Below are 25,096 nucleotides of genomic sequence, written 5' to 3' on the forward strand. Positions count from 1 at the left end.
TGAGTTCTTTTACCTGGACAATGCCGCACCTTTCACCGCATCCTGCGGACTGGTAGCGTATGCCTTGCCGTAATTCCGCGGTTTCTGCGGCCCGATGGCCCATTCGATAGCGCCGAGTATGTGTTTGCGGAGATCTTCTTTCTCATAATCTTCCTTCTGATGGCCGAGCGAGGTGTAGAATGCCCGACCGCCGTCGTACTCGTGCCACCACACCGACGGGAACACGTCCCCAAACGTATCGAGCGCTTTTCCGGCCGGTTTTTGAATGGTAGAATGGTCGTTAACCGCCAGCACGTTCAGGTTCACACCCAGTTCTTTAATGAAATAGAACTCATCCGTTTGCCGCTGCCAGGTATTCCCCAAATGCGCCAACGCAGGATTTTTAGGGTCGAGGACCTTAACGGAAAAGCCTTGCCCCGGCTCGTGCCAGAAGAAAGTTCCGCCCAGCAAGTCCTTGAACCACCGCCATTTACGCTCCGTTCCAGAAGCCGAATGCAGTCCGACGAAGTTCCCTCCCGCCTGGATGTACCGCATGAGTGCCACCCGTTGCGCATCGGTATCGAATACGTCATTATTCGTGTTTGAAAACACGAGACAGTCATACTGTTTCAGGTTTTCATCCGTAAACTTCGCCGGATCGGAAGTAGTGTCAACCGCGAAGCCGTTTTGCTTGCCCAGCGCCAGGATCGCCGTTTTCGAGTTGGCGATATTGTCGTGCACATAACCCTTGCCGTTTTTAGTGTAAACCAAAATTTTCACTTTGTTCCACTTGATCTTCTGCGCGTGTGTGCTCACCGGCCATCCCAGCCCGATCATTAGCAGGCTGAAAAGGCATGTTTTGAGTATGTTTTGTTTTTTCATTGAAATGATATTGGGAAAGGTATTAATACAAATGAAAGCTTCACAAAGAGGAGCGGTGCATCCCTAAAATCCAATCGAATTCCCGCCATCGACGGGTAGCGAAACGCCGGTGATAAATTTCGCGGCGTCGGAGCTGAGGAATACGGATGCCCAGCCGATGTCGTCGGGCTTGCCCCATATGCCCATGGGGGTGCGGTCCATCGCTTTGTCGCGGCGTGATGGGTCGCCGTTCATCGCGGTGAGCATCATCGGCGTTTCGATGAACCCGGGTGCGATGGCATTTACGCGCACATTGTAAGGCGAAAATTCGGTCGTCAATGCCTTCACCATTCCGCCTACGGCCGATTTGGATGCGGTGTACGCCACTACCCGGTCGATACCGTACAGCGCGGCCATTGAGGTGATCATCAGGATAGACCCGCGCTTGCGGTCGATCATGCGCTTGCCGCATTCGCGTGTGATGGTGAAAACGGCGTGCAGGTTGGTCTGGATAATGCGGTCGAAATCTTCGTCGGTTACCTCTACCGCGTGTTTTTTCATATTGATACCTGCATTGTTCACGAGAATATCGATCTCTCCGACCTCCGATTCAATGTCGGCAATGAGGCCGGGCAGCGATTTCAGGTCCGTAATGTCATTAACGAAATTGCGGGCATCTGTGCCGAGCGCCGGTAATGCATCTTTCAAAACTTCTTCACGACGGCCCGTGATCACGAGCTGCGCGCCCGCCTGCGCGAGACATTGGGCAATGTGAAACCCGATCCCGCTGCCGCCACCCGTCACCAGGGCGATTTTGCCCTCCAGTGAGAAGATGTTTAATGCTGAATGAATTGTATGAGTGATAGACATGTAATTTTAATCAATAAAACCTATAACTAAACGTCCCGTACCGATCGCGCGATGCTCATTTCCAGCCCCCGCAGCTCGGCCAGGGCTTTGAGCCGGCCGATCATGGAATAGCCGGGATATGTTTTTTTATGTAAATCGTCGAGCATTTGAAATCCGTGGTCGGGGCGCATCGGGAGCAGGGCATCGGCGTAATGCGCCGCCTGGCGCCGGAGCTCCTCCTGATGTAATGCTTTTACGACCTCGTACATGTCCACGTCGCCATCCAGATGCGGGGCTTCGTGGAAATTGCGGTTGTCTTCGGCCTCCCTTTTGGTAGTCCGGAGGTGCACGAAATGAATGCGGTCGCCGAAACGGCGGATCATGCCGGGAAGATCGTTGTCCGCGCGGACGCCCAGCGAGCCGGTGCAGAAGGTAATGCCGTTGGCACGGAGGTCGCACGCGCTCATCAACTCGGCGAGATCAGCCTCGGTACTCACCACACGCGGCAAGCCGAGCAATGGCCGCGGCGGATCGTCGGGGTGAATGCAAAGGTGTATGCCCGACTCCTGCGCCACGGGCGCTACCTGCCGGATAAAATAGTACAGATTTTCACGCAGCTCCTGATCACCGATCTCGGCATATGCATGAAGTAATTCCTGAAAATTGGTCAGCTCAAATGCTTCCTCCGAGCCCGGTAGCCCGAGTAGTACCGTATTGGTCAAAGCCTGAATGTCGGCCGGCGACATATTTTGCAGTTTCAACCGCGCCGAGTCCCGCACTGCTTCATCATATTCGGTTTCCGCACCGGGTCGTTGCAGAATGTAGAGATCGAATAATGCAAAATCCTCCCATACGAACCGCAGCGTTTTATGGCCTTCCGGGAACGTGTAAGCGAGGTCGGTACGCGACCAGTCGAGCACCGGCATGAAATTGTAACAAACCGTGCTGATGCCGGCCGCGGCGAGGTTGCGAATCGATTTTTTATAATTTTCGATGTATTCGTCACGCGAGGGCAGGCCCTTTTTGATATGCTCGTGCACCGGCAAACTTTCCACGACGAGCCATTTTAATGCCGTATGCCGATCGTTGCCCGCCTCTACCAGCGCGATCCTTTCCTGAATCGCCTCCTTTGTCCATACGTCGCCAACGGGAACCTGGTGCAGCGCCGTCACGACGCCGCTGCATCCCGCCTGCCGGATGTCCATCAGCGACACCGGGTCATTAGGACCGAACCAGCGCATGGTTTGAATCATAATCGAGCGTGTTTCTTTTATTAAAATATAAATATAATATTGTATTGTAACCGATTGCATTAAATTCCTGTAAATTTATCCCCCGGGCAATATTTGACCATCAAGCGCGAAGGATAAACCAACAGACGCACATGCCGGCGACAAGCCCTTACACCGAAAGGAACATGGAGAAAGAAATTACCATTTACGACCTCGCAAAAATACTCGCATTGTCGCCCGCGACGGTGAGCAGGGCATTGAACGACCATCCGGCGATTAACGTCAAAACCAAGGCGTTGATTGCGGAAAAGGCGGCCGAGCTGGGCTATCGTTCCAACACTTTCGCAAGCCATTTGAGGACGCGCAAGACGAATACGCTGGGTGTCATCGTGCCGAGGCTGAACAGTAATTTCATGTCCACCGTGCTGGCGGGGATGGAGGAAGTGGCTAATAATTTCGGCTATAACCTCCTAATCAGTCAGTCACTGGAATCCGAGTCAAAGGAGCAAGCCAATGCGAAAACGATGTTTAACAGCCGTGTGGACGGTTTGCTCGTGTCGGTAGCCTACGATACGGAATCGATCGACCATTTTGCTGCCTTCATCAGCCGGAATATCCCGGTACTGTTTTTCGACCGTGTTATGGAGCATCCGCAATGCGGCAGCGTGGTGATCGACAACGAGCAGGCGGGCTATGACGCCGCGCGCCATTTGCTGGATGAAGGCTGCCGCAGGATCATGCACGTCACCGGCGATCTCCGCAGAAATGTCTACGCGGATCGCATGGATGGCTTCAAAAGAGCACTATCCGAAGCCGGCATCGAAGCCGATAGCGCATCAATTCTTTCCACGGACCTGAGCCAGGACGCCGGCAAATCAATTGCCGACCATATAGATCAAATGCCCGCCAAACCCGACGGCCTCTTTATCGCCAACGACCTCTGCGCAGTCACATGCATGCAGGCATTGCAGGAAAAAAGCTACACGATCCCCGGCGACATTGCGATCGTCGGTTTCAACAACGACCCCGTCTCCCAGGTCATTACCCCGCAACTCACCACGATCTTTTACCCCGGCTACCAAATGGGCAAAACCGCCATCATGGCGATCCTGGCCCAGCTGAACGGCACCAAACCACTCATCCAGGACCCAATTATTCTGCGCTCAGCACTAATTATCAGGAGGTCGTCGAAACGGTTGGGTGATTCGTAAATTGCGTTTACATTCAACGTTTGCCAATCCTATTGTCCTGTAATTCATTAATTTTGAAAACAAAGCAGAAATTATGGAAGCTGTGGCTGAAAAACTCTATTCGCTGGAAGAATACTTCGCCTTTTGTGAATCACACGAAGGCCGGTTCGAATTCGTCAACGGAGAAATCATCGAGATGGCAGGAGAAACTACTACTTCCAATAGGATTGCCGGGAATATTCATCGGCATTTAGGAAACGCATTGCAAGCCGGTCAATACGAGTTTTACCAAAATGATGTGAAGTTGAAACTGGAAGAGGGCAGGGTTGTCCGCCTTCCCGATTTTATGATTTGTGAGGAAGACGGTGACGCCATTCGTTATACCACTTTACCGCTTCTGATAGTCGAAGTACTATCTGAAAGCACTGCCAGGATCGATCGCGTTGACAAGTTAAGGGAGTACTCCGCAGATCCGTCACTCATCTATTATTTAATAATCGAGCAAACCAAGTGCAGTGTCGAAATGCACATTCGCGACGGCGAGCGTTGGTATGTGGAGTTTTATGACAAGATGGAGGATGTGATCAAGCTTCCCTATTTCAACGCCGAACTGCCTTTGATTGCGGTTTACAGAAAAGTACGGTTCCCGCACGAGGCAGAATAATGGCGGCTATGGCACATTCAGCACAAACACCTGCTGCGTAGCCATACCCCCGTCATTCTTCACCAGCCTGTTAAACGCCAGCATCTTGCCATCCGCCGACCATATCAGGTTAGTGGGAGCCGCTTCCGAAGGTTCGGTTAACATTTGAATTCTTTCCTTAAATGCCCCATCGCCCGTTTCACAAAGCACAATACTGCCTTCATAAACATAGGTGATATGCTTGCCATCCGGATGCCAGCGCAGATTGCCGGTAATGTCGGATGCGCATTCGGTGAGCTGCCTGGTTATGCCGCCATTGGGTGAAATCGTGAAAATCTGATTGATACCCTTTGCATCTTTGGCCACGAATGCGAGCTGGCCGCCGTCCGCGGAGGCGCGGACGATGCCGGAGCAGCCGGGGTGTGGCGTGTTGGCGGTAAATGTCAGCCGTCGTTGTGTGGCGCCTTTGGGAGGCATCGGGAAATCATCGTCGGTGCCCTCTAATGGGCCGAGCGGACCGGGCTGTGTAATGTCGGCGGGGATGTCCACGACGAACACTTCGGGAACGTCCTTGCCATTCCTGTCTTTCACCGTGCCGAGAAACGCGCGCGCCATTTGCCTGTTGCCGGTTGGCGTAACGTAACCATTTAGGCCTACCCAACTGTCGCTGGCAGCATGACTGATTTCGTCGCTGCCGGGCTTGGGATTGGATACCACCCGCACCACGAGCGCGCTGAACCATTCACCGGAGACGTTTTCATCGTTTTTTTCCACATTGACGGGGCGAATTTTTTTCGAAACACCGATCGTCCGCAAATTCCGTTTCTGGCCGGTCGAATCTTCCAGTGCTTTCAGAATAGCGTCGTTGTAGGTAAAGCCGATCCACTGGCCGTCGCCGCTCCACTCGTGCCGGTGCGTGCCCCCGCGTAATGCGCCGGGTGTATACGGGGGCGTCACGTCGCGGGCGTCCATGTAAATGGGCACGTTCGGGTGCGCGTCGTTGATGATCACACCCGTGCGGCGCCATTGCTGATACGGATTGTCCTGCGTACTGTGGGAAAGGCCATGGATGAATACCACGTTATTTTCCTTCGGGCTGTAACTCACAGCCCCCGCGCCTGGCCCCCATTTGGCATTGCCATCAATATGAAAAAGAACTTGTTTCTCTCCCGTTTCAATGTTCACACGCTCGATCCGCGCCGATTCTGCAATGCCGCCGTCGTCCGTCCGGGTGTCGTATACGAGCCATTTGCCGTCCGGCGAAAAGTTGTCGTTGTTGTCCAGGTCGTGGTGGTAGCTCAGGTCGTGCGTGATCTGTTTTTCGGCGATGTCTGTCTGGCAGGATGGCATGCTGAGTATTGTTAGGAACGATAAAACCGGGATAGAAACAAGTTTCATGGCAAATTCTACTTTTGAGGGGCGCTGATCACGCCCAGGTACCGGCCCATCCAGTAAGGCAGCAGCCAGATATCCCCGGCGCTGTGCTCGCTGGCGCCGTTGCCGCCGTTTCGGTCGAGGCTGAACATGTTGCCATTGTGACGCTGGATCTGGCGCTCGTCGGGCGGCAGTACCTCTTTGGTGGTCTGCTTGCGAAAATTAGGCTCCAATTTTTCGATATCCTTGCGATGGCTGTTTTTAATCACCCAGTCGATCAGGTCGATCGGATGTTCCTGCAAATACCATACGGCTTCGTTCAAATCAAACTCTTTCGGACTGGTAATGGCCGTAAAAATATTCCATGCCCCTTCCTTTTCGGGCCTTTCGGCTTGCCAGTGGTCGAGGATCTGCTGCTTGTATTTCGTTTTCAAAGTATCGTTGAATGCATACCGGTAAAGCCCCCAATAGCCGAGAAAATACATTTCATCGTCGGAATGGTTCCAGCCGTCGGACATGTGTTTCGCATGTTCGTCGGCATCTTCCGGCGCGCGGCCGATGACGCTCATGGGGCGCATCATGTTTTCGAGATAGCCGTGTTTCGTCATCAATTCCATCGCTTTCGCCTTGTACTTCTCTTTTTTGGTGAAATGATAGGCCGTTTGCAGCATGGCCACGATGTTTGAAGAGTTCAGTTTCCGGTCGCCCACGTTGGTAGGGAAGGAGTTCACGTAGTCGGGGTGCCATTTGCCCCATTGGGTTGGCTTGCCGTCGTAGTCGATGAGGTACATATTGTTTTTCACGATGTGCGACATCACGGTATCGATGAGCATGATGGCCTGTTTCTTGATTTTAGGGTCGCCGATAAGTTCCGCGGCGGCACCGAATGCGAAAATGTGGCCGATTACCTCGTCGCTGCTCGTCGTCGCTTTCCAGTCCCATTCTTTTTCGGGGGAATGCTGCCAGCGCTCAATGTCGTGCAGCTCATTGATATGTCCCGAACGCTCGAAGGAACGGGCCGGAAATCCCGCCACAGGGTTCACGGTGTAGAGCCGCTCCATGGCATCCATCGATTCGCGGCAGTTCTGTAATGCTTCCGGGTCTTTGGTAGCGGCATAACGGAAAATCTCCCCACCGAGATACATCGCCGTCCATAGGCCGTCATTGTCGGAATCTTCCATGTAGCCGGTGGAAAGGTCGCCATGCATGAGGCCTACGAGCTGCGAATTGAACCCATTGCGGATATGGCGCTGCCGTACCTGGTCTTCAAACAGCAGCGCTTTCGCTTCCAGCGTCATGGGTTTGAACTGGATTTGGCCCAAACCCTTCGTTGTAAGCACCAATACCGAGTTTTTAGGTCCCTTCTGAATGTCGGTCACCACGTTTCCGGGTAGCCAGCGCTCACCGAAATAGTAATCATATCTGCCATCGGTGCGTAATGCGAATGCACCCAGGTCGGAGCCGAACCACACTTTGCCATTGACCTCCTGCACGGCCGTAATGCGGGTAGCAGGTAGCTTGCGGAGAATGTTGCCGGTCTGTTTGCCGGTTGAAATATCGAAAACCAGATACCCGTCGCCGGTACCGATGAAAATACTCCTTTCCTTTGAAGCAATGCCGAATGCGGTAAAATCGCTGCCGCTGAGCGCCTTGGTCAGTTTCTTGTCCTGCGCGCCCAGTTTGTACAATGATTTTTTTCCCAAAATCCAGAACTGGTTGGCATTACCCTGAAATGCGACGTCCGTTACGACATCGTCGGGCAGTTTGCCGTTCCAGAGGCTTTTCGAGTCCTTGATCAGCTCCAAAGATTCACCGTCCGAAACCAGGAACATGAAATCCCTGCCGCCGGCGAATCGTCTGGCTTTGGGTAGATTGTGCTTCGAAAACAATGTCCCCGCCCACGCGTTGCTGAACACGACCTGGTCGGTGAGGTACACGAGCTGGTTTTCGTATGAAATGAGGCCGCTGATCTGCTTGTCCTTCATATAGCGGTAATTCCGGTCAGGGACTACCTTGCCGGGATACAGGAACTGGCCGTCGTAAGTGTGCCGGAGGCCTTCTTTAGCCAGCATTTGAACCACGCCGTTGCGGTCAGCCGCGACTTGCAGAAGCGAACTTTGTGTGGTATCCGCATAATATTTAACACTGAAATCCTGCAAAAAAGGCTTGTCTTTATGCACCGCTGGCCCTTGTGCCCGCGTGTAGATGCTCGTCGTCAGTGATAGGAGTAGTAATAAAAAAGGCTTTTGCATGGGTATGGGTAGTTGTTTACTGAATTATTTCGAAATCATGCCTAAGTAGCGGCCCATCCAATAGGGTAGCAGCCAGAAAACCGGTTCGCGTTCCACCTCGGGGTTCCCGCCTGCCAGTGTCCACGGGTTTTTGTCCCAGCGCACCGTGAGCCGGATGCTCGCCGGTTGCAGTTCGCTCACCTGCTCGTCTTCCAGCACCGGCGTGCGTACCACGCGGATATCTTCCCGCTTCCGGTGATCGATCGGCCAGTCTACCAGGTCCAGCGGCGTATCGATGAGGAAATCGACGGAGTTTTTGAGCTCAGCTTTTTGATCCAGGCAATCGTTGTAGATAAAGTTGATCAGCGGGTTATGGTCGTCTTGGCGCTTCCGAAACCACTCTTCCAGGTGATTTTTGTAAAATTTCGAACGCTCAGGATCCTTTTCGCAACGGATCAGGATCGGGTAGAGGTAGGCTTGCAGTACTACGTCGAAATAGATAAACCAGGCCGGGTTTTGCTTCGTTACGGCTTGCATATTTTCGAGGTAGTGCTCCTTTTCGATCAGCCGGAGATATTCTTTCTGGTATTTTTCCTGGCCGGTCATGTAATGCGCCAGTTTCAAAAAAGCGAGCATTTCCATCGAATTCTGGGCGCGGTCGGGCAGCCATTCGGGGTCCCGGTTGAGCTGGTCCGGCGACCACACCGACCAGCGCGTGGCCGTACCATCCACATCCGCAAAATTGAGCCCATGCGCCATCAGGTAATCGACGATTTTACCCACATGCCCGGCAATGCGCTGCTTCTCAGCCGCATCGGCCGCGAGCGTGTAATAATAATAGTAGCCAAACATATGCCCGCACATTTCGTCGCTGCTTGTATCGCCTTTCCAGAGCCACTTTTTGTCGGGCGACAAATGCCAGCGCACCTCCACCGGTTTGAAACGGGGCTCCTTCGCGAGCTCTTCGGCGCGCTCGCGCTCCGTATACGTGCTGTTGTCGTCGTGCATGCGCGTCCAGGTGGCGGGGATGATCGTGCGCGCGAAAAAACCGTCGGTACCCGTCACTTCCTGCAACATCTTCAGAAAACCGAATGCTTTCCGGGCGTTATCTTTCGCGACGGGATCTTTGATGGCGGCGTAGCGGAAGCTTTCCATCGCGAGGTAGTTGCCGGTGTATTCGCCGTCGTTATCGTCGTCTTCCGGCTCCCAGCTCGCGGTGTCGCCCGGAACCCGCAAATGCGCCTGCCCGGCGATCCACGGTTCGCGGATATGTCTTTTCATTAATACATCATAAAAAAAGGCGCTTTTGGAAGCCAGCGTCATATTCCGCTTCCTGATCGCGCTCACGCCCTGCGGCGTCGCGATCCATGCATTGCCTTCACTGTCAAAAGCAATGTCGTTGACCTGATCGTCCAGCAACCATCTTCTCGAAAACAGTAGCGAACGACTGCCGTCCTTCCGGAAACGCACCACGCCCGTTTGCGTGCCGACCCACATCGAAGAGTCGGGAGCCCGGCGCACAGCCGTGACGTAGGTCGAAGGAATGCCATTCTCAGGCCGCAGCTCAGCTTCTTTTTTACCATTATTTTGAATGGTAACCCCGCCCAGCCCGCCGATCCACAGCTTGCCGTCGTGGTTGAATGCCAGCCCTTTGGCATAACCGGCAATCAATGCGCCGGTTTGGTAAAAATGTTCCAGGCTCTCGGGCGTCCAGTGGTAAATCCCTACGTCCGAAGCTATCCACAAGCCGTTTTTTCCGTCACTAACCACATCGCGCACGGACCTTGCGATGGCGGCATTTTGCTTGATAAAACCTTTCGCATTACCTGTCCAGAAGCCATTCGGGCCGATGGCGTGGACGTTTCGGGCATCGGTGCAAATGGCTGAAACAGGGCCGGTAGGGCCATTCATTTTCGTGGCAACACCGTTTTTATATTGGTATAACCCGTTCCAAACACCCATATACATTGTTCCCGAGGCATCCTGGGCCAGGGCAAATGCCGGTCCGTTTGCCGAGTCGGGGAGTACGGCATTCCATTTGCTTTCACGATTCAATTTGAGAAAAACACCATTCGCCGCAGCTGCCCATACGTTGCCGTTGGCCTCGGGCAAAACCGCGCGCACCTCCCCGGCACCGTCGATCGGATATGCCTCGTGGTATTCCTGCGTAAATGGCTGATCCTGATAGAAAGGCGCTTCCTCTTCCTGTGCCTTCCCGTTCCGGCACGAAACGAGCGCCGGGAGTAAGCCGCAAACCAGCCAGTAAATCAGGAGTTTTTCGAATGCGCGCATCAGGCTTCGGCGTAATTTTCGCTTTCCTGGAACAGCAGGCTGATCAGTTTTTTATGCTGCGAAAAATCGGGGATCAGCAGCTGGGCACCGGCGCGTACGAGCCTCGGGCGCTTGGCGGGGTTATGACCGAAGCGCTGTACCTCATTGCTTGTAATGCCCACGGAAATGCCGCCAGCGCGCCGCCCCTCGCGGATTTCGTCGGGGCCGTCGCCGAATACGGCCAGTTCCTTTCCTTGCAGGTTATTGTCGCGAATGATCTTTTCAATCACCATTTTCTTCGAAAACTTGGTATAATCCCGCAATGCGCCGTAAATGCCACCGTCGAACAAATCGGCGTAACCGAGCGCTTCGGCTTCGTTCCGGACGTCGTCCGCGTCGGTGCCGCTGGCGAGATACATCGTTACGCCCCGTTCTTTGAGTGCTTGCAGGAATGCCACTGCGCCCTTCATGGTATAATCCTCCTGACCGAGTTCGCCGTTGGCAAGCTTTTCCATGCGTTTGTTCACCATTTCCATCAGGCCGTCGTTGTAAATCTCTTTGTACCGAAACTTGTCGAGGATCTGGTCTTTGGGTACAAAGCCGAACTCGCGCACGAGGTTTACGAGCCCTTCCATTTGGTAAATCGTCTGAATACCAGTGGTTTTGTGGATAAATGCCTTGCATTCCGCCTGGACCTTGTGGAACGTGCCGGCATCGACCGTGTCGTATTGTCCGCCCAGGATGGATTTCATCATGACCGGCTCCATAATCTCTTCCCAGCCCTGCCGCAACGAACTGATCGTGCCGTCGTGATCGAAAACGGCATAGCGTATATGTCCGAGCTTGTCGAGGATCTCCGGAACGCAGATTTCGAATTCGGTGTCGGGATAATAAGTGGCCGTCCGCCGGGTGCCGGACCACTCGTTTTCGGCGAGGTCGGCATTGTAAATGAAATCCGGGTCTTTGGCCATCAACATAATTTCTTCGCCGGTCGCGGTGCCGGTTGTGAATAGCTTCTGTACGGTCACGGCCGCGGCGAAATTACCGAATGCCGCCGCCTCGGCAGGTGGCAACCCGGCTGCGAGGCAAAGCGTAATGGCGCTGATGGCCGTATCGCCGGCCCCCACGGTATCGAGCTTGCCTTTCAGCTGGATGCCCGGTACTTCGTGATGCCCGGCCTCGTCGAATGCGATAATGCCGCGCTCGCCGCAGGTCACGAACACCGGCTTGCGGTACCGGCCGAATATTTCGGTACCATAACCTTTCACATCGCTCACGGGCACATTTTCGTAAGGCGTCACTTCCCGGCCGTTCAGCGAAGCGATTTCCCGGTCGTTGCATTTCAGGTAAGTATTCCGGAAGCGATCGTTGAAATGCCGCGAATCGAGCATTACGATTTTGTCTGGATAGCGCTCGAAAAGCATGTTCACTTCGTCGATAAACGCTTCGTTCGTAATGCTGCCCGTTACCTGCTGGTTGAAAATCAACGCGTCGCATTCCTGCAATGCCCTTTCCAGCGCGGCCACAAGCTGCCGGTCGGTTTCGGCGCTCCTTTCATTATATACACCAAAATCAATGCGCGGCTCTTCCTGCCCGCCCACGAGCCGTTTGAGATAGCTATATGTGTTGAAATCCGCCTTCTGGATCAAAAGCGAATCCGTATCCGCGCCGAGCTGTTGCAACTGGGCCGTTAGCTCACGCCCCTGCATATCATCGCCCACCACGCCGATCACCCGGATAGCCGCCGGGTTCAGCGCTGCCAGGTTCGCGACGACGTTGCCCGCACCGCCCGGCGTATAGTAGTGCCGTGCAACGGCCAGGGCCTGCAAACCGGTTTCTATGGACACTTCGGAAGTGCGGTCGTCCATGACCCAGTAGGAGTCCAGACAGAAGTCGCCATATACGGCGATACGAACGGCGGAGATTTTCTCCAGAATGGGATTGATGCGGCTTTGATCCATGAGCAGAAGTTGGTCCGGATTGAGAAAAGTGGATATAGGTGTCAGGTGTTTTTGGATAATACTTTCGATCCAATGCGGAGGGCTATCGCGGGGCTTGCCAAATGGTAGCAAATGTTACAAAATTGTTAAAAACGCATGCCGAAACGGGCGGCGAAAATGCCGGTCATTTCTATGAATTTTCTGCTAAGAAAGTGCTGTAAATGAGGATTTATGTGATAAATGATAAGTTACTATTATGATATGATTAAATCGTACAATGATGCGCAAATTGAAGATATTTTTACGCAGTTTGCGATCTGAAATCTTGAATCGTTCATGTAGATTTATCAAACAATTGCAAATACGCCGCTCAAAATAAAACATTGCCGATTGTTCGGATAGCAGAATTTTCACTGCTGAGGCGATGTCTGACACAACTTATATTTTAATACCTGACTGATTGTCAATTCCATATCGAATACCGTTTTCAAATAGTTATTGCCGATCAATAAATAGGATCATACCAAGAATAAAAGTTTTTTAATCAATAACAAAGTCTTTATACCTAGTCCCCTTTTCTATAAGCTAAATCTGTACGACTGTGGCCTATCCCGATGAAAATACCCTGATCAGAGTGACGCAAGGCGACGAAGCGGCCTTTGCGGAGTTGTATAACTACTACAAAACACCTGCACTGCGGTTTACGGTTTCGTTGCTCAAAGACGAGGAAGAAGCTGAGAACATGGTTCAGGACGTGTTTATCAAAATCTGGGTGCGCCGTTCCCAGATCAAGCCCGACTACAATTTCAACTCGTATCTGTTCACCTGCCTGCGCAACATGGCGTTTGATCACTTCAAAAAGCTGGAAAAGAACGAGCAGCTGCGCAAACATTACCTCGACGCGATCCGCAGCGCGGGAGAAGAAGAGAAAGAAGAGTCGGAACGTCGTTTGAGCGTCATTCAGGCCGCGGTGGAATCGCTGTCCGTCAAAAGACGGCAGATTTTGAAGCTGAATATCGAAGAAGGGAAATCTTACCAGGAAATCGCGGAGTTTTTGCGGATTTCGAAGAACACGGTGAAGAACCAGCTCGTGAAAGCCAAGCAGATCCTGCGTGAAAAAGCGGATCTGGCAACCATATAGTATCCCAGTTAACCCGGCATTATATATTCCTAAAACCTTGAAAAGCAGAAGCATCCGCGCTTCTGCTTTCCTTTTTTAGTGCTAATGGAATTATTTCAGATCGCCGAGGTCGCTCAGGTTAATGCCTTTCAATGCTTCTTTCAGCTGGTCGACGCTCACATTGTCGCCTTCCACATTCACGACGTAGCGGTCGGCTACGAGCACATTGATTTCCCCGGATTTGCTTTCGTTGTTATATTTTTCAAATGCCTTGTAGCCTTCGATTTTGGTCGTTCTTTCATAGCCTGTCGTCGTTTCCTTATCGATTTCGGCGATCGACCAGGCTGCGAGCGCCATGGTAGAAACGCCGGCAATGCCGCCCGTATCCACGATTTCGATATTCAATCGATCGTCAGAACTTCCCTGGTATTTGGCTTGGGCGGTGGAAACGGTGAAGCCCATTGCACCGGATTTTTCACCCGTCGCTTCGGTACGGCTCATGCCGGCCAGTTTTTCGGGGAGCAGGTCTTTCAGTTTGCGGAAATCGACGGGGTCCACGGCTTCGCGGTCGCCCATTTCCTTGGCTTTATCGGCGATGGCCTGAAGAGCGTCGGCCGGGCTGTCGGCGGCGGCTTTTTCCTCGGCTTCTTTTTCTTCCTTGCTGCTCCCGCAACCGCTTAGGAGGAGGGCACACGATAGAAAGGCGGCTATAAAGGGTGTTTTCATCTGACAGTTGTTAGAGTTGTTTCAAACCATTTACAATGTAATGAAAACACCGCATTGATGCACGTATTCCGACTCAGCGGCCATTTCAGCTCGCTGCTTCCAGCGGATTTCTCCGGGATTGGATAATGAAGTACAGGCCTAGAAGTACCGCTGGTATACTGAGGATCTGCCCCATGTTCAATGCATAATTCGCCTCGAATGCCTCCTGGTTTTCTTTCAGGAATTCGAACAGGAATCGCAGCGTGAACACCCACACAAGAAATACGCCTACCATTAGTCCGCGCGGCGTGGCCGCCTTGTATTTGTTCCAGATCGCGATCAGGACAAACGTAAGGATGAAGCAGGTTATGGATTCGTAAAGCTGCGCCGGGTGACGCGGGATTTGCTGAAACTCGGTATTTTGCTTGAAAATGAAAGCCCAGGGTACATCGGAAGGCCTGCCGACGATCTCGGAGTTCATCAGGTTACCGAAGCGGATGAACGAGCCCCCCAGTGCGAACGTGATCGTCAGGCGGTCCGTTACCCAGAAGAACGTCTGGCCCGTGCCTCTGCGCGAGCGCGCATAGAGCCACAGCCCGGTCACCGTCCCGATCACCGCGCCATGACTTGCGAGCCCGGCGTAGGGAGGTAATATCACTTCCAGGGGATTTTTAAACAATACTTCTGGTTCATAGAAGAGAAAGTGGCCGAGGCGTGCGCCGATGACGATCGAAAGCACCATGTATAGGGTAAGCGAGTCGATATCTTCCAGCGTCTTTCCTTCTTTCTTGAAAATATAGATCATAATTTGCTGGCCGATCAGGAAGCCGGCTGCGAAAAGAAGACCATACCATCGGACAGGGAAGGGACCAAAACCGGCGATTTCCGGAATGGTAAATATTTCGGGACTGGCGTCCCACATGATATATGAAAGCATTGTTTGTGGTGTTAATGGTCAAATATACTAATATGAGACAAGACGCGAAATGAAATTTTTACTCATAGCCCTGGTGCGGTTTTATCAGGCGGCACTTTCGCCTTATTTACCGAATTCGTGCCGTTATACGCCTACTTGCTCGCAATATATGATCGAGGCGGTGCAGAAGCACGGCCCGTTGAAAGGCGGCTGGCTGGGACTGAAGCGCATTGCGCGTTGCCATCCCTGGGGCGGCCACGGCCACGACCCGGTGCCGTGAATTATCCAATGGCGACTTTCCGTAGAATGGAGTCGATGATCGTCATCGTGCGCACGCCGTCGGCTTCCGCTTCGTAGTTGAGCAGGATGCGGTGGTTCATAATGTCGGGGGCGAGTTCCTTGATGTCCTCGGGCAGCACATAATCCCGGCCTTCGAGATAAGCGAGCGCTTTGGCGGCTCGGTTGAGGTATATGGTGGCCCGGGGCGACGCGCCGAACTGGATGTACCGCGCCTCGTCGCGCAGCCCGTAGTCGAGCGGACGGCGGGTGGCGAATACGAGCTCGATAATGTACCGTTCCAGCGTGTCGGAAATATTGACTTTATTGACCTCGTCGCGGATCGCGAAAATTTCTTCCTTGTTCAGGATAGGCCTGATTTTGTATTCATAATTGATGTCCGACATCCGGCGCATTACTTCGAGCTCCTTCATCTTGTCGAGGTAATCGACGTAGACCTTCATCATAAACCGGTCGATCTGCGCTTCCGGAAGCGGGTAAGTGCCTTCCTGTTCTACGGGGTTTTGCGTAGCGAGGACGACAAACGGGCGGTCAAGCAAAAAAGTCTCGTCGCCGATCGTCACCTGTTTTTCCTGCATCGCTTCGAGCAATGCCGACTGTACTTTCGCCGGGGAGCGGTTTACCTCGTCGGCCAGGATGAGGTTAGAGAAAATAGGTCCTTTTTTGACCTCGTAATCGCCTATTTTCGGTTTATAAATCATCGTCCCGATCAAATCCGCGGGCAGCAGGTCGGGGGTAAATTGGATGCGTTTGAATTCCAGGTGCAATACTTTGGCCATCACATTGATGGTGAGTGTTTTAGCCAGTCCCGGAACGCCTTCGAGGAGAATATGGCCGCCGGTGAAAAGGCCGATCAGCAGGCGGTTCAGGAGCTTGTCCTGCCCTACGACCACCTTGCCCATTTCGTCCAGTACCTCCCTGATTTTTTCTACGTACATGAAAATTGGGTCAAATTAAATGGCTGATCAGGCCCAGATGGCTCTCACGAACCGGTCCTTGCCATTGATATCACGAAGGATTTCCACTTTTTTATAATTCCTTTCTTCAAAAACCTTCCTGGTTTCCGCGCCGAAATGCTCGTTGATCTCGACATAGCATTTGCCTTGTTGTTTCAAATGGTGTACCCCGAAATCGGCAATGGCCTTGTAAAAAAGCAGAGGGTCGCTGTCCTCGACGAACAATGCTTCGTGCGGCTCGAAACGCAGCACATTAGGCCGCATACTTTCGGCTTCGGAATAAGTCACATAAGGCGGATTGCTTACGAGACAATCGAACTGGACGATGTTGCCGGGCAGCGGGAATGTCACATTGAGCATATCCTGCTTCGCGAAAGTGACGTCGGCGATAAGCTGGCGGGCATTTTCGCGGGCTACTTCCAGGGCTTCGTCGGAAACGTCCCAGGCGTGAACGCTCACATGCGGGAGGAAGCGTGCGAGCACGATGGCAATACAGCCGCTGCCCGTCCCGATGTCGAGAATGGAAATGTTTTTATCCGGTTCCGCATAGTCGCGGGTCACCATTTGAACGAGTTCTTCCGTTTCCGGGCGCGGGATCAGAACCGCCGAGGAAACGCGGAATTCGAGGCCGCAGAATTCGGTGGAACCGATAATGTGCTGCACCGGCTCGTTGTTGTTCAGGCGTTTGATAATGCCGTCCCAGTCGGGCTGTGCGCTCGTTGCCGGAATGGGGCGGTCTACCAGCACATCGATGTTGCGGAGCCGCATATAATGCTCCAACAGCATGTATGAGATAGCTTGCGCTTCTTTTTCAGGATAAACTGTGATGTTTTTTACTATATATAAATAAAGCTGGCGTGCAGAAGTCATTTTCACTGATTTTGATCCAATGTCGGAAAGTTAGCAAATTATGGGAACTCCCGAAAGTTGAGTTTAAAAGCGCATTTGTATTTTTGCCACATGGAGACGCACGATCAATGGATGAAACGGGCATTGCAGCTCGCCGCGCACGGCCGCGGAAAGGTAAGTCCGAACCCCATGGTCGGGTGTGTGATCGTCCATGAAGGCCATATAATCGGGGAAGGCTGGCACCGTGCCTACGGAGGCCCGCACGCCGAAGTGAGGGCCATCGAGGATGCCGACGAGAAAGGCCTTTCGCATTTATTGCCACAAGCAACGGCCTATGTGACACTGGAGCCCTGCTCGCATACCGGCAAAACACCACCCTGTGCCGATCTGCTCGTGAGCCGCCGGTTGAAAAAAGTCGTCGTCTGCAATGCCGATCCTAATCCGCTGGTTTCAGGCAGAGGCATTACCCGCCTCCGCGACGCCGGTATCGAAGTCGAATGCGGCATGCTGGAAGCGCAGGGCCTGGAATTGAACAAGCGGTTTTTTACGGCCATGACGCAGCGCCGCCCGTATGTGATCCTCAAATGGGCGGAAACCGCCGACGGTTTTCTCGGATACGCAGCAGGAAATCCGGTACAGATCAGCGGGCCGCTTTCCAGCATGCGCGTGCACCAATGGCGCACCGAGGAAGATGCCATTATGGTAGGCTATAAAACGGCGCTGATGGACAACCCGCGCCTCAATGCCCGCCACTGGACCGGCACCGATCCGGTAAGGATCGTCACCGACCGGCATTTGCAACTGCCGCAACACCTGCATCTATTCAATAACCTTCAAAGCACGATCGTCGTCAACTACGACCGGCAGACGGAAATCCCGAAAGAACCCGAGCGCTACGCCGCGCCTTCGACGGCTTACATGAAGGTGGAAACGGGCGAAAACGAGATCAGTCAACTTCTACAAGGGCTGTACCAAAGAAAGGTACAATCCGTGCTCGTGGAAGGCGGCGCGGCGGTGATCAACGCATTCTTCGATGCCGGTTTATGGGACGAAATCCGCCGCTGCCAGGGAGCATTGACGATCGGCCACGGTGTTCCGGCGCCTTCACCGAAAGGCGTTTTCAGGGGTTCCGAAAAAATAGGGGACGATTTATGGACGTATTACAGCAAAGCTTAAATACTCCACAGGTTTTCCTCGTTAGTCCATATTTCCCAGGCCTTTTCTGCTTGTAATTCCAGCATTTTCAAACCGTTCTGAATGGCGGCGCCCTGGTCTGCACCTTTTTTCAGGAACAAGGTTTCGGCGGGATTGTACACGAGGTCGTACAGGTAATGGCCCCTGGTAATCCACTGGTAGGGGATTACGGGGCATTCCTCGGTATTAGGGAAAGTTCCCAAAGGGGTGGTATTGATGATCAGCCGGTGGGCCCGCATTACTTCCTGCGTAAGTCCTTCGTATGTCACGCAATCGTCGCTATTCTGGCGGGAAACAAGCGTAAAATCCATTTCCAGGTCCTTCAATGCCACCTGCACGGCCTTGGCGGCACCGCCATTGCCGAGGATGAGCGCCCGGATGTCCTTACAGGATTCACCGCGCTTGTCGAACCACTCCACCAATGATTGCTGAAATCCGTAATAGTCTGTATTAAAGCCTTTTGTGCTTCCGTCGGCGTAGATTTTAATGGTGTTTACGGCACCTATCCGCTCTGCCGACGCATCGTCGAGGTCGTCGAGGTACGCGATGACATCCTTTTTGTGCGGGATCGTGACATTCAACCCGCGGAGATCGTGCTTCTTTTTGAGCAATTCGGGCAATTCTTCCAGCGATTTCATCTCGAAAAGCTCATAACTGCTTTCCTTGATCTTCTCCCGAATGAATTTGTCGGTGAAATATCTCTTTGAAAACGAGTGGGTAAGCGGGTATCCGATCAGGCCGTATAAGTTCATAGGATGCGTGCGACGACGGGTAAAATTTGAGGCCGCTAATTTATACCAGCCACCAGCTAATTACAAATGCGTCGGCAAATGTGCACTGGCTAATTTACGTATAGCGGCCGGGGTTCGGTCGGAAAACAGCACCATCGGATTGGTAATCAACTACTTCATCGGTCAGGCCAATTTATATTAAACTATAACCGAATTAATTTGCATAATTATCACAAATGGAGTAGAATTACCTATCCTTTATCTGTCCCTAAAATTATGAAGTTGAAAAATCTTTACTACACACTATGGCTGATTACCCTTTCGATTGGAAGCGTAAAAGGCCAGCAGCGGAAAGACTATCAAATTCTGCTCAGAAGCGGGTCCATCCTGCCCGAAAAAAACATCTCTCAGGCCTCAGGAAGGGCAAATGCAGCTTTCAGGCTGGCCAATGCCGGGCAAAAATCGTTTGTCGTAATCCAGTTTGAAGACATCCCTTCCGGCGAAGAGCGGCGTGCATTGAAAGAGGAAGGGATCGAATTGCTGGAATATCTGCCACATTATGCCTACACGGCCACGATCGAAGCCGGCAGTAGTCCTTCTACACTGGTGCGGGCGCGCGGCCGGGCCATCGTAGCACTCCAACCTGAGCAGAAAATGCAGCCGGGACTTGCCAATGGTAACATTCCCCCGCACGCATTCACAGGGCCATCTACCGTGGATTTGTGGATCAGCTATCCCAAATCATTTACTTATGAAGAAGTGAGCGCGCAGCTGGGCAAGCTGGGCTATGAAATCGTTTCAGACATTTACAAGAAATACCAGATACTCACCGTCCGCATTCCGGCAAAATCATTGAAGCAGCTCGCAGGGCAGCCATTTGTGCAGTATGTGCAGGCCATCCCGCAGCCCGACCGCCGGTTGAACAACAAAAGCACCGTCAACGGCCGCGCCAATGTGCTGAAAGCCGGCTTTCCCGGTGCCCGCAACCTTTCGGGGGCTGGCGTGGTGGTGGGCATCGGAGACGAATCGAATCCCATGCGGCACATCGATTTCAACACCCGCATTATCAACCGCGCGCCGATAGAAGCCGGTTCGCACGGGCTGCACGTGATGGGCACGATGGCGGGCGCCGGCATTATGGATGAGCGCTACGCGGGGTATGCGCCCAAGGCTACGGTGGTGGCACAGAGCTATTCGGCCATTCTGGCCAATTCGCCCCAATATGTGCAGGACTTCGGAATGGTGGTGACCAACAATTCCTACGGCTCCGACGTCGTAAGCTGCGAAACCAATGGCGTTTACGACCTCTATTCCTACATTCTCGATCAGCAGGCATTTGAAATGCCTTACCTGCAACACGTTTTCGCAGCCGGAAACAGCGGTAATGTCACTTGCGCGCCGTTCGCGCCGGGCTTCGCTACGGTTCTGGGTGGTTACCAAACGGCGAAGAACGTAATCACCGTCGGTGCGACGGGCGAAACGGGCGGCATTACAGCGGGTACCAGCCGCGGACCAGTCCGGGATGGCCGCGTGAAGCCGGAAATCACCGCGCAGGGCAATGGTATCATGTCAACCATCCCGGTGAACCTTTACGGCAGCGGCAGCGGCACGAGTATGGCTACGCCGGCGGTTTCGGGCGGGCTGGCATTGCTCTACGAGCGGTACCGCCAGCTGAATGGCAACCAGAACCCCAAAAACGGTTTGATGAAGGCATTGCTCGTCAACGGCGCCGTGGACAAGGGCAACGAAGGCCCCGATTACCGCTTCGGGTTCGGTTGGCTGAACCTGCTCCGGTCGGTGAAGATGCTCGAATCGCAGAGCTATACGACGGGCCAGATTTCGAATGGCGCGACTAACAATTTTTCCATTAATGTCCCTGCCAATACCGCCCAGCTCAAAGTCATGCTGTACTGGAACGATCCGGCGGGCAGCACATTGGTCACCCAAAACCTCGTCCATAACCTCGACCTCCAAGTGAGCAGCGCGTCGACGGGGACGGTACTGCCCCGCCTGCTCGACCCGGCGGTTGCGAATGTCAACAACGTGGCTGGTACTGGTGTGGATAACCTCAATAATATGGAGCAAGTGGTGGTGAATGCACCGGCGGCGGGCGATTACACCATCTCCGTGAAAGGCACTACCATCGGCCAGTCGCCGTCGCAGGAGTACTTTGTCGTGTACGACATTATCCCGAACTCCATCACGCTTACCAACCCCGTCGGCGGCGAGCGCTTCAAGGATGGCGACCCTACCTACATTTCGTGGGATGCATTCGGCAACAGCGGCAGCACGTTCACGGTGCAATACAGCGGTAATAATGGCGGCACCTGGACAACGCTTACGAGCGGGGTGGCTGCCGGAACAAGCCAGTATGCCTGGGCAATACCGGTAGGCATACGTTCGGACAAGGTGCGCGTGCGGGTGATCCAGAACAGCACCGGCGCCGAGAGCGTTTCAGAACCATTCACGGTGATTGGCGTGCCCAGCGTGACACTTTCGGGCCTGCAATGCGAAGGCTATATTTCCGTCGACTGGACTGCGGTAACCGGCGCCACAGATTATGAGGTAATGGTTTTGAAAGGAAAGGAAATGGTGCCGGTAGCCACTACCACCGCCACTACCTATGCATTGAGCGGCCTCTTGAAGGATTCGACCTATTACGTTTCCGTACGGGCGCGCATTAACGGGCAGGCGGGCCGCCGGGCGCTGGCGATCTCACGCAGGCCTGACACGGGTACCTGCGCGGGAAGTATTTCGGACAACGACCTGAAATTGGACGCGATTGTCACACCGGCATCGTCGGGCAGGAAAAATACCTCATCCGAGCTGGGAAATAATGTTTTTGTTAAAATCAGGATCAAAAACCTCGACGATACCGATTTCAACGGGCCGCTTCAAGTGGGTTACCAGCTGAATGGCGCGGCGATTCCCATCGAAAATATTAATCCGTTTATTGAAAAGGGGAAAACCTACGAACACACGTTTTCGGTAGGGACCAATTTGTCCAATCCGGGCGACTACAATTTCACTGCCTACATTCACAGCAATGCCGACCTCGTTTCCGCGAACGATACATTGATGAAACTTTTCAGGCAGCTGCCCAACGACGCCCTCGCGATGCCATTCGAGGATAACCTGGAAAATCTGCCGGTGCAGCAGGCAGTGGTAAGCCAAATGGGCCTCACAGGCGACGGCCGGTACGATTTCTCCCCGTCGACGGACGCGGGAAGGATACGGACATTCGTGAACACCGGTCTCGCAGCATCGGGCCAGCGGGCGCTCACGCTCGACGTGAACCGCTTCTACACTGCCGGGAATACCAATTATCTGACGGGTACTTTCAATTTGTCGGCCTACAATGTCAATACGCACGACCTGCGCCTTATTTTTTCCTACAAAAATCACGGGCAGAAAACGAATTCGGAAAACAAAGTCTGGATTAGGGGCACGGATACCGACACCTGGATCGAGCTCTACGACCTTTTCGCGAACCAAAACCTGAGTATCGAAGACTACAAAACGACGCCTACGCTTGAAATGAGTGCGCTGCTGTCGGCTAATGGGAAAAATTACTCGTCGAGCTTCCAGGTGCGGTGGGGGCAATGGGGTAAAATGATCGCCTCCGACTACAATAATGGCGCCGGGTATTCATTCGACGACATCCGCATTATCTCCGTCACGGACGACATCCAGATGATCAGCCTGCTTGCGCCGCCTACCGAAAGCTGCGGACTGAGCAATGCCGAAACCATCGCGGTAAGGATCAGGAATAGCTCCGCGCGGGACATTGCCAAACTGCCCGTGGCCTTCTCGCTGCCGAACGGCACGGTGATCCGCGATACCATTCCGTCGCTCGCCAAACGCACCACCATCGACTTCACATTCGGGCAGAAGGCCGATTTGTCAGCCATCGGCGCGCTGGATATCAAGGCGTGGTCGGAGCTCGGAACCGACACATTCCGTGAAAACGACACATTGAAAATCAAGGTATTCAATGCACCGGTACTGAGCACATTCCCTTATCTCGAAAACTTCGAAAACGGCGACGGGTTCTGGTCGGCGAAGGGGACGAACAGCTCCTGGAAATACGGCACGCCGGCTTCTTCGGGACTGAACGGCGCGGCGAGCGGTACCAAGGCCTGGAAAACCAATCTCACAGGCGGCCACAACGATAAGGAAGAATCGTTCCTCTATTCGCCCTGCTTCAATGTGAGCGGGCTAACCTCGCCGATGCTGAGTTTCAGCGCGGCGATGGACCTGGAAGTGTGCGAGCCGACGCCCTGCGACTATGTGTATGTAGAATATTCCGGAAACAATGGCCCCTGGACACGGCTCGGCGGCGTAGGGCAGGGTACCAACTGGTATAACAAAAATTACCCGGGTGGTGGTGGCTGGGCCATGCAGGATTACCTGCGCTGGCATGTGGCGAGCATTGCGTTACCTACCGGGTTTACCAATTTGAAACTTCGCTTCGTGCTGATTTCAGATGCATTTACCCACCGCGAAGGTATCGCGATCGACGATATCCACATTTTCGACAAGGTTGCCCCGATCCACGACAATCCCGGCGGGATAGCCAGCCAGAGCGTTTCAGGTTCGAATTGGGTTAATTTTATCCATAATGGAAAAGTATTCGCCTCCATTAATCCTAACGGGCAGGATATGGGCCAAACCGAAGTGCAGACCTATGTGAACACCTCGGGTGTGCGCACCGCGAACGGTCAGTACTACCTCGACCGGAGCTTCACTATTAAACCGGCCAACGACGAGCTCGCGAATATGGCCACGGTCAGGTTCTATTTCCTCGAAACAGAAAGCGAGGCGCTGATCAACGCCTCGGGCTGCGGCACTTGCGGCAAGCCGGTAAATGCATTCGAGCTGGGAATTTCGAAATACCGGAATGCGGGTAACCCCGGCAAAGAGGACGGTAATATTACCAATAGCAGTGAAGGCGGCTGGTCGTTCCATCCGGCGGGCGAGGTGGTTATTGTGCCTTTCGACAAGGGATATTATGCCGAAATGCAAATGAAAACCTTCTCGGAATTCTGGCTTTCCAAAGCATTTGTAGGCAATCCGGGCGCATTACCGGTGGATCTGGTGAGTTTCAATGTCAGGAAAAAGCAGGGAGACGATACTTCGAAAGAAGTGACCGTAGAATGGGAAACGGCATCCGAGGAGAATTTCGATCATTTCGATATTGAAGTGGCGGCAGGCGACGAGGCTTACCGGAAGGGGCAGTTTGTGCGGCTCGCGCAGGTATTTGGCGAAGGGGATCTGAAAAACGGCCGGAAATACGAGTACCTCGATCAGCGGCCGGGTAAATGGGGCAACCTGTACTACCGCTTGAAAATGGTCGATATCGACAGCACCTACCAATACTCACGCGTTCGCAACGTCGGTTTTGGCGGCCAGGCCGAATGGTCGGTTTACCCGAACCCGTCCAAAGGCGTGTTTTACCTGGGCGATCAGGTTCCGGCCAGTCCGTCCGTTTCCGTGAATGTATACGACCTTCAGGGGCGCGTGTTGAAGCGCCTGGGCGATAATGCCTGGAACCCTGCGCAAAAACGGAAAGTGGACCTTTCGGGAAGGGAATTCGAGGAAGGTATTTATGTACTTGAAATTGTAAACGGAGAAACGAAACAGGCATTCCAGGTGTTGAAAAACTGATATCCGCCGCTTCCGACCCGATTAGATTTAATTTAGAAATGCCGCAATGCAGCATATTGGTCAGGAAAAGCGAATAGCTTTACAGCAGACC

18 protein-coding genes are annotated in these 25,096 nt (G+C 53.3%); 6 read left to right on the forward strand and 12 right to left on the reverse strand.

Annotated elements, in window-relative coordinates; genetic code table 11:
- Positions 1-9 precede the first annotated feature (9 nt).
- The 3 genes from H144_RS0108830 to uxuA all read right to left on the reverse strand — a co-directional run bounded on the left by H144_RS0108830 (position 10) and on the right by uxuA (position 2,942).
- On the reverse strand, positions 10-861 hold the full coding sequence (locus H144_RS0108830; protein ID WP_019941698.1) for a ThuA domain-containing protein: 852 nt from the start codon (positions 859-861) through the stop codon (positions 10-12).
- A 63-nt stretch (positions 862-924) separates the two neighbouring features.
- Positions 925-1,710, reverse strand: coding sequence for an SDR family NAD(P)-dependent oxidoreductase (locus H144_RS0108835; RefSeq protein ID WP_019941699.1), 786 nt, complete (start codon positions 1,708-1,710; stop codon positions 925-927).
- 26 nt (positions 1,711-1,736) lie between these two features.
- Positions 1,737-2,942, reverse strand: a complete 1,206-nt coding sequence (uxuA, locus tag H144_RS0108840) for a mannonate dehydratase (protein WP_019941700.1) — start codon at positions 2,940-2,942, stop codon at positions 1,737-1,739.
- A gap of 164 nt (positions 2,943-3,106) precedes the next feature.
- Here uxuA and H144_RS0108845 point away from each other — a divergent pair, with 164 nt between their 5' ends.
- Together H144_RS0108845 and H144_RS0108850 are read left to right on the forward strand one after the other, a co-directional pair.
- Positions 3,107-4,132 carry a LacI family DNA-binding transcriptional regulator gene (locus H144_RS0108845; protein WP_033402545.1) on the forward strand — a complete coding sequence of 342 codons (1,026 nt, stop codon included), beginning with the start codon at positions 3,107-3,109 and terminating at the stop codon, positions 4,130-4,132.
- Positions 4,133-4,205: 73 nt separating this feature from the next.
- Positions 4,206-4,775, forward strand: coding sequence for a Uma2 family endonuclease (locus tag H144_RS0108850; RefSeq protein ID WP_019941702.1), 570 nt, complete (start codon positions 4,206-4,208; stop codon positions 4,773-4,775).
- A gap of 6 nt (positions 4,776-4,781) precedes the next feature.
- Here the strand turns inward: H144_RS0108850 and H144_RS0108855 are convergent, their stop codons facing one another.
- The 4 genes from H144_RS0108855 to H144_RS0108870 are packed head-to-tail and all read right to left on the reverse strand — an operon-like array spanning position 4,782 to position 12,591.
- On the reverse strand, positions 4,782-6,152 hold the full coding sequence (locus H144_RS0108855) for a DUF3748 domain-containing protein (protein WP_157504597.1): 1,371 nt from the start codon (positions 6,150-6,152) through the stop codon (positions 4,782-4,784).
- Between the two features lie 8 nt (positions 6,153-6,160).
- Positions 6,161-8,380 carry a hypothetical protein gene (locus tag H144_RS0108860; protein ID WP_019941704.1) on the reverse strand — a complete coding sequence of 740 codons (2,220 nt, stop codon included), beginning with the start codon at positions 8,378-8,380 and terminating at the stop codon, positions 6,161-6,163.
- Positions 8,381-8,404: 24 nt separating this feature from the next.
- Positions 8,405-10,651 carry a ligand-binding sensor domain-containing protein gene (locus H144_RS0108865; RefSeq protein WP_019941705.1) on the reverse strand — a complete coding sequence of 749 codons (2,247 nt, stop codon included), beginning with the start codon at positions 10,649-10,651 and terminating at the stop codon, positions 8,405-8,407.
- On the reverse strand, positions 10,651-12,591 hold the full coding sequence (locus tag H144_RS0108870) for a PfkB family carbohydrate kinase (RefSeq protein WP_019941706.1): 1,941 nt from the start codon (positions 12,589-12,591) through the stop codon (positions 10,651-10,653). Before H144_RS0108870 ends, H144_RS0108865 begins: the two co-directional genes overlap by 1 nt.
- Before the next feature lie 580 nt (positions 12,592-13,171).
- Between H144_RS0108870 and H144_RS0108885 the strand changes: the two genes are divergently transcribed.
- Positions 13,172-13,711, forward strand: coding sequence for an RNA polymerase sigma factor (locus H144_RS0108885; RefSeq protein ID WP_019941708.1), 540 nt, complete (start codon positions 13,172-13,174; stop codon positions 13,709-13,711).
- Between the two features lie 90 nt (positions 13,712-13,801).
- Here the strand turns inward: H144_RS0108885 and H144_RS0108890 are convergent, their stop codons facing one another.
- Both H144_RS0108890 and lgt read right to left on the reverse strand, forming a co-directional pair.
- On the reverse strand, positions 13,802-14,416 hold the full coding sequence (locus H144_RS0108890; RefSeq protein WP_019941709.1) for a hypothetical protein: 615 nt from the start codon (positions 14,414-14,416) through the stop codon (positions 13,802-13,804).
- An 85-nt stretch (positions 14,417-14,501) separates the two neighbouring features.
- A complete protein-coding gene (lgt, locus tag H144_RS0108895; protein ID WP_019941710.1) occupies positions 14,502-15,332 on the reverse strand; it encodes a prolipoprotein diacylglyceryl transferase in 831 nt (276 codons plus the stop codon).
- Between the two features lie 49 nt (positions 15,333-15,381).
- On the opposite strand from lgt, the gene yidD reads away from it, so the two are divergent.
- Positions 15,382-15,591 (forward strand): membrane protein insertion efficiency factor YidD, encoded by a 210-nt coding sequence (gene yidD, locus H144_RS0108900; protein ID WP_019941711.1) that lies wholly within the window; start codon positions 15,382-15,384, stop codon positions 15,589-15,591.
- A 1-nt stretch (position 15,592) separates the two neighbouring features.
- Here yidD and H144_RS0108905 read toward each other — a convergent pair whose 3' ends face one another.
- Together H144_RS0108905 and prmC are read right to left on the reverse strand one after the other, a co-directional pair.
- Positions 15,593-16,546 carry an AAA family ATPase gene (locus H144_RS0108905; protein ID WP_019941712.1) on the reverse strand — a complete coding sequence of 318 codons (954 nt, stop codon included), beginning with the start codon at positions 16,544-16,546 and terminating at the stop codon, positions 15,593-15,595.
- 27 nt (positions 16,547-16,573) lie between these two features.
- Entirely contained in the window at positions 16,574-17,434 is an 861-nt protein-coding gene (gene prmC, locus H144_RS0108910) for a peptide chain release factor N(5)-glutamine methyltransferase (protein ID WP_019941713.1), read from the reverse strand.
- A 90-nt stretch (positions 17,435-17,524) separates the two neighbouring features.
- On the opposite strand from prmC, the gene ribD reads away from it, so the two are divergent.
- Complete coding sequence (gene ribD, locus H144_RS0108915; protein ID WP_026350526.1) at positions 17,525-18,589, forward strand: bifunctional diaminohydroxyphosphoribosylaminopyrimidine deaminase/5-amino-6-(5-phosphoribosylamino)uracil reductase RibD; 1,065 nt, start codon at positions 17,525-17,527, stop codon at positions 18,587-18,589.
- Here the strand turns inward: ribD and H144_RS0108920 are convergent.
- The gene (locus H144_RS0108920) at positions 18,586-19,359 is read right to left on the reverse strand and encodes a shikimate dehydrogenase family protein (RefSeq protein ID WP_019941715.1); all 774 of its coding nucleotides are present in this window, start codon (positions 19,357-19,359) and stop codon (positions 18,586-18,588) included. The two genes, ribD and H144_RS0108920, sit on opposite strands and share 4 nt — an antisense overlap.
- A 255-nt stretch (positions 19,360-19,614) precedes the next feature.
- Here H144_RS0108920 and H144_RS0108925 point away from each other — a divergent pair, with 255 nt between their 5' ends.
- Positions 19,615-25,005 (forward strand): S8 family serine peptidase, encoded by a 5,391-nt coding sequence (locus H144_RS0108925; protein ID WP_019941716.1) that lies wholly within the window; start codon positions 19,615-19,617, stop codon positions 25,003-25,005.
- Positions 25,006-25,096: the final 91 nt, after the last annotated feature.

The sequence above is a fragment of the Dyadobacter beijingensis DSM 21582 genome, from assembly GCF_000382205.1.
Taxonomy (GTDB): Bacteria; Bacteroidota; Bacteroidia; order Cytophagales; family Spirosomataceae; genus Dyadobacter; species Dyadobacter beijingensis.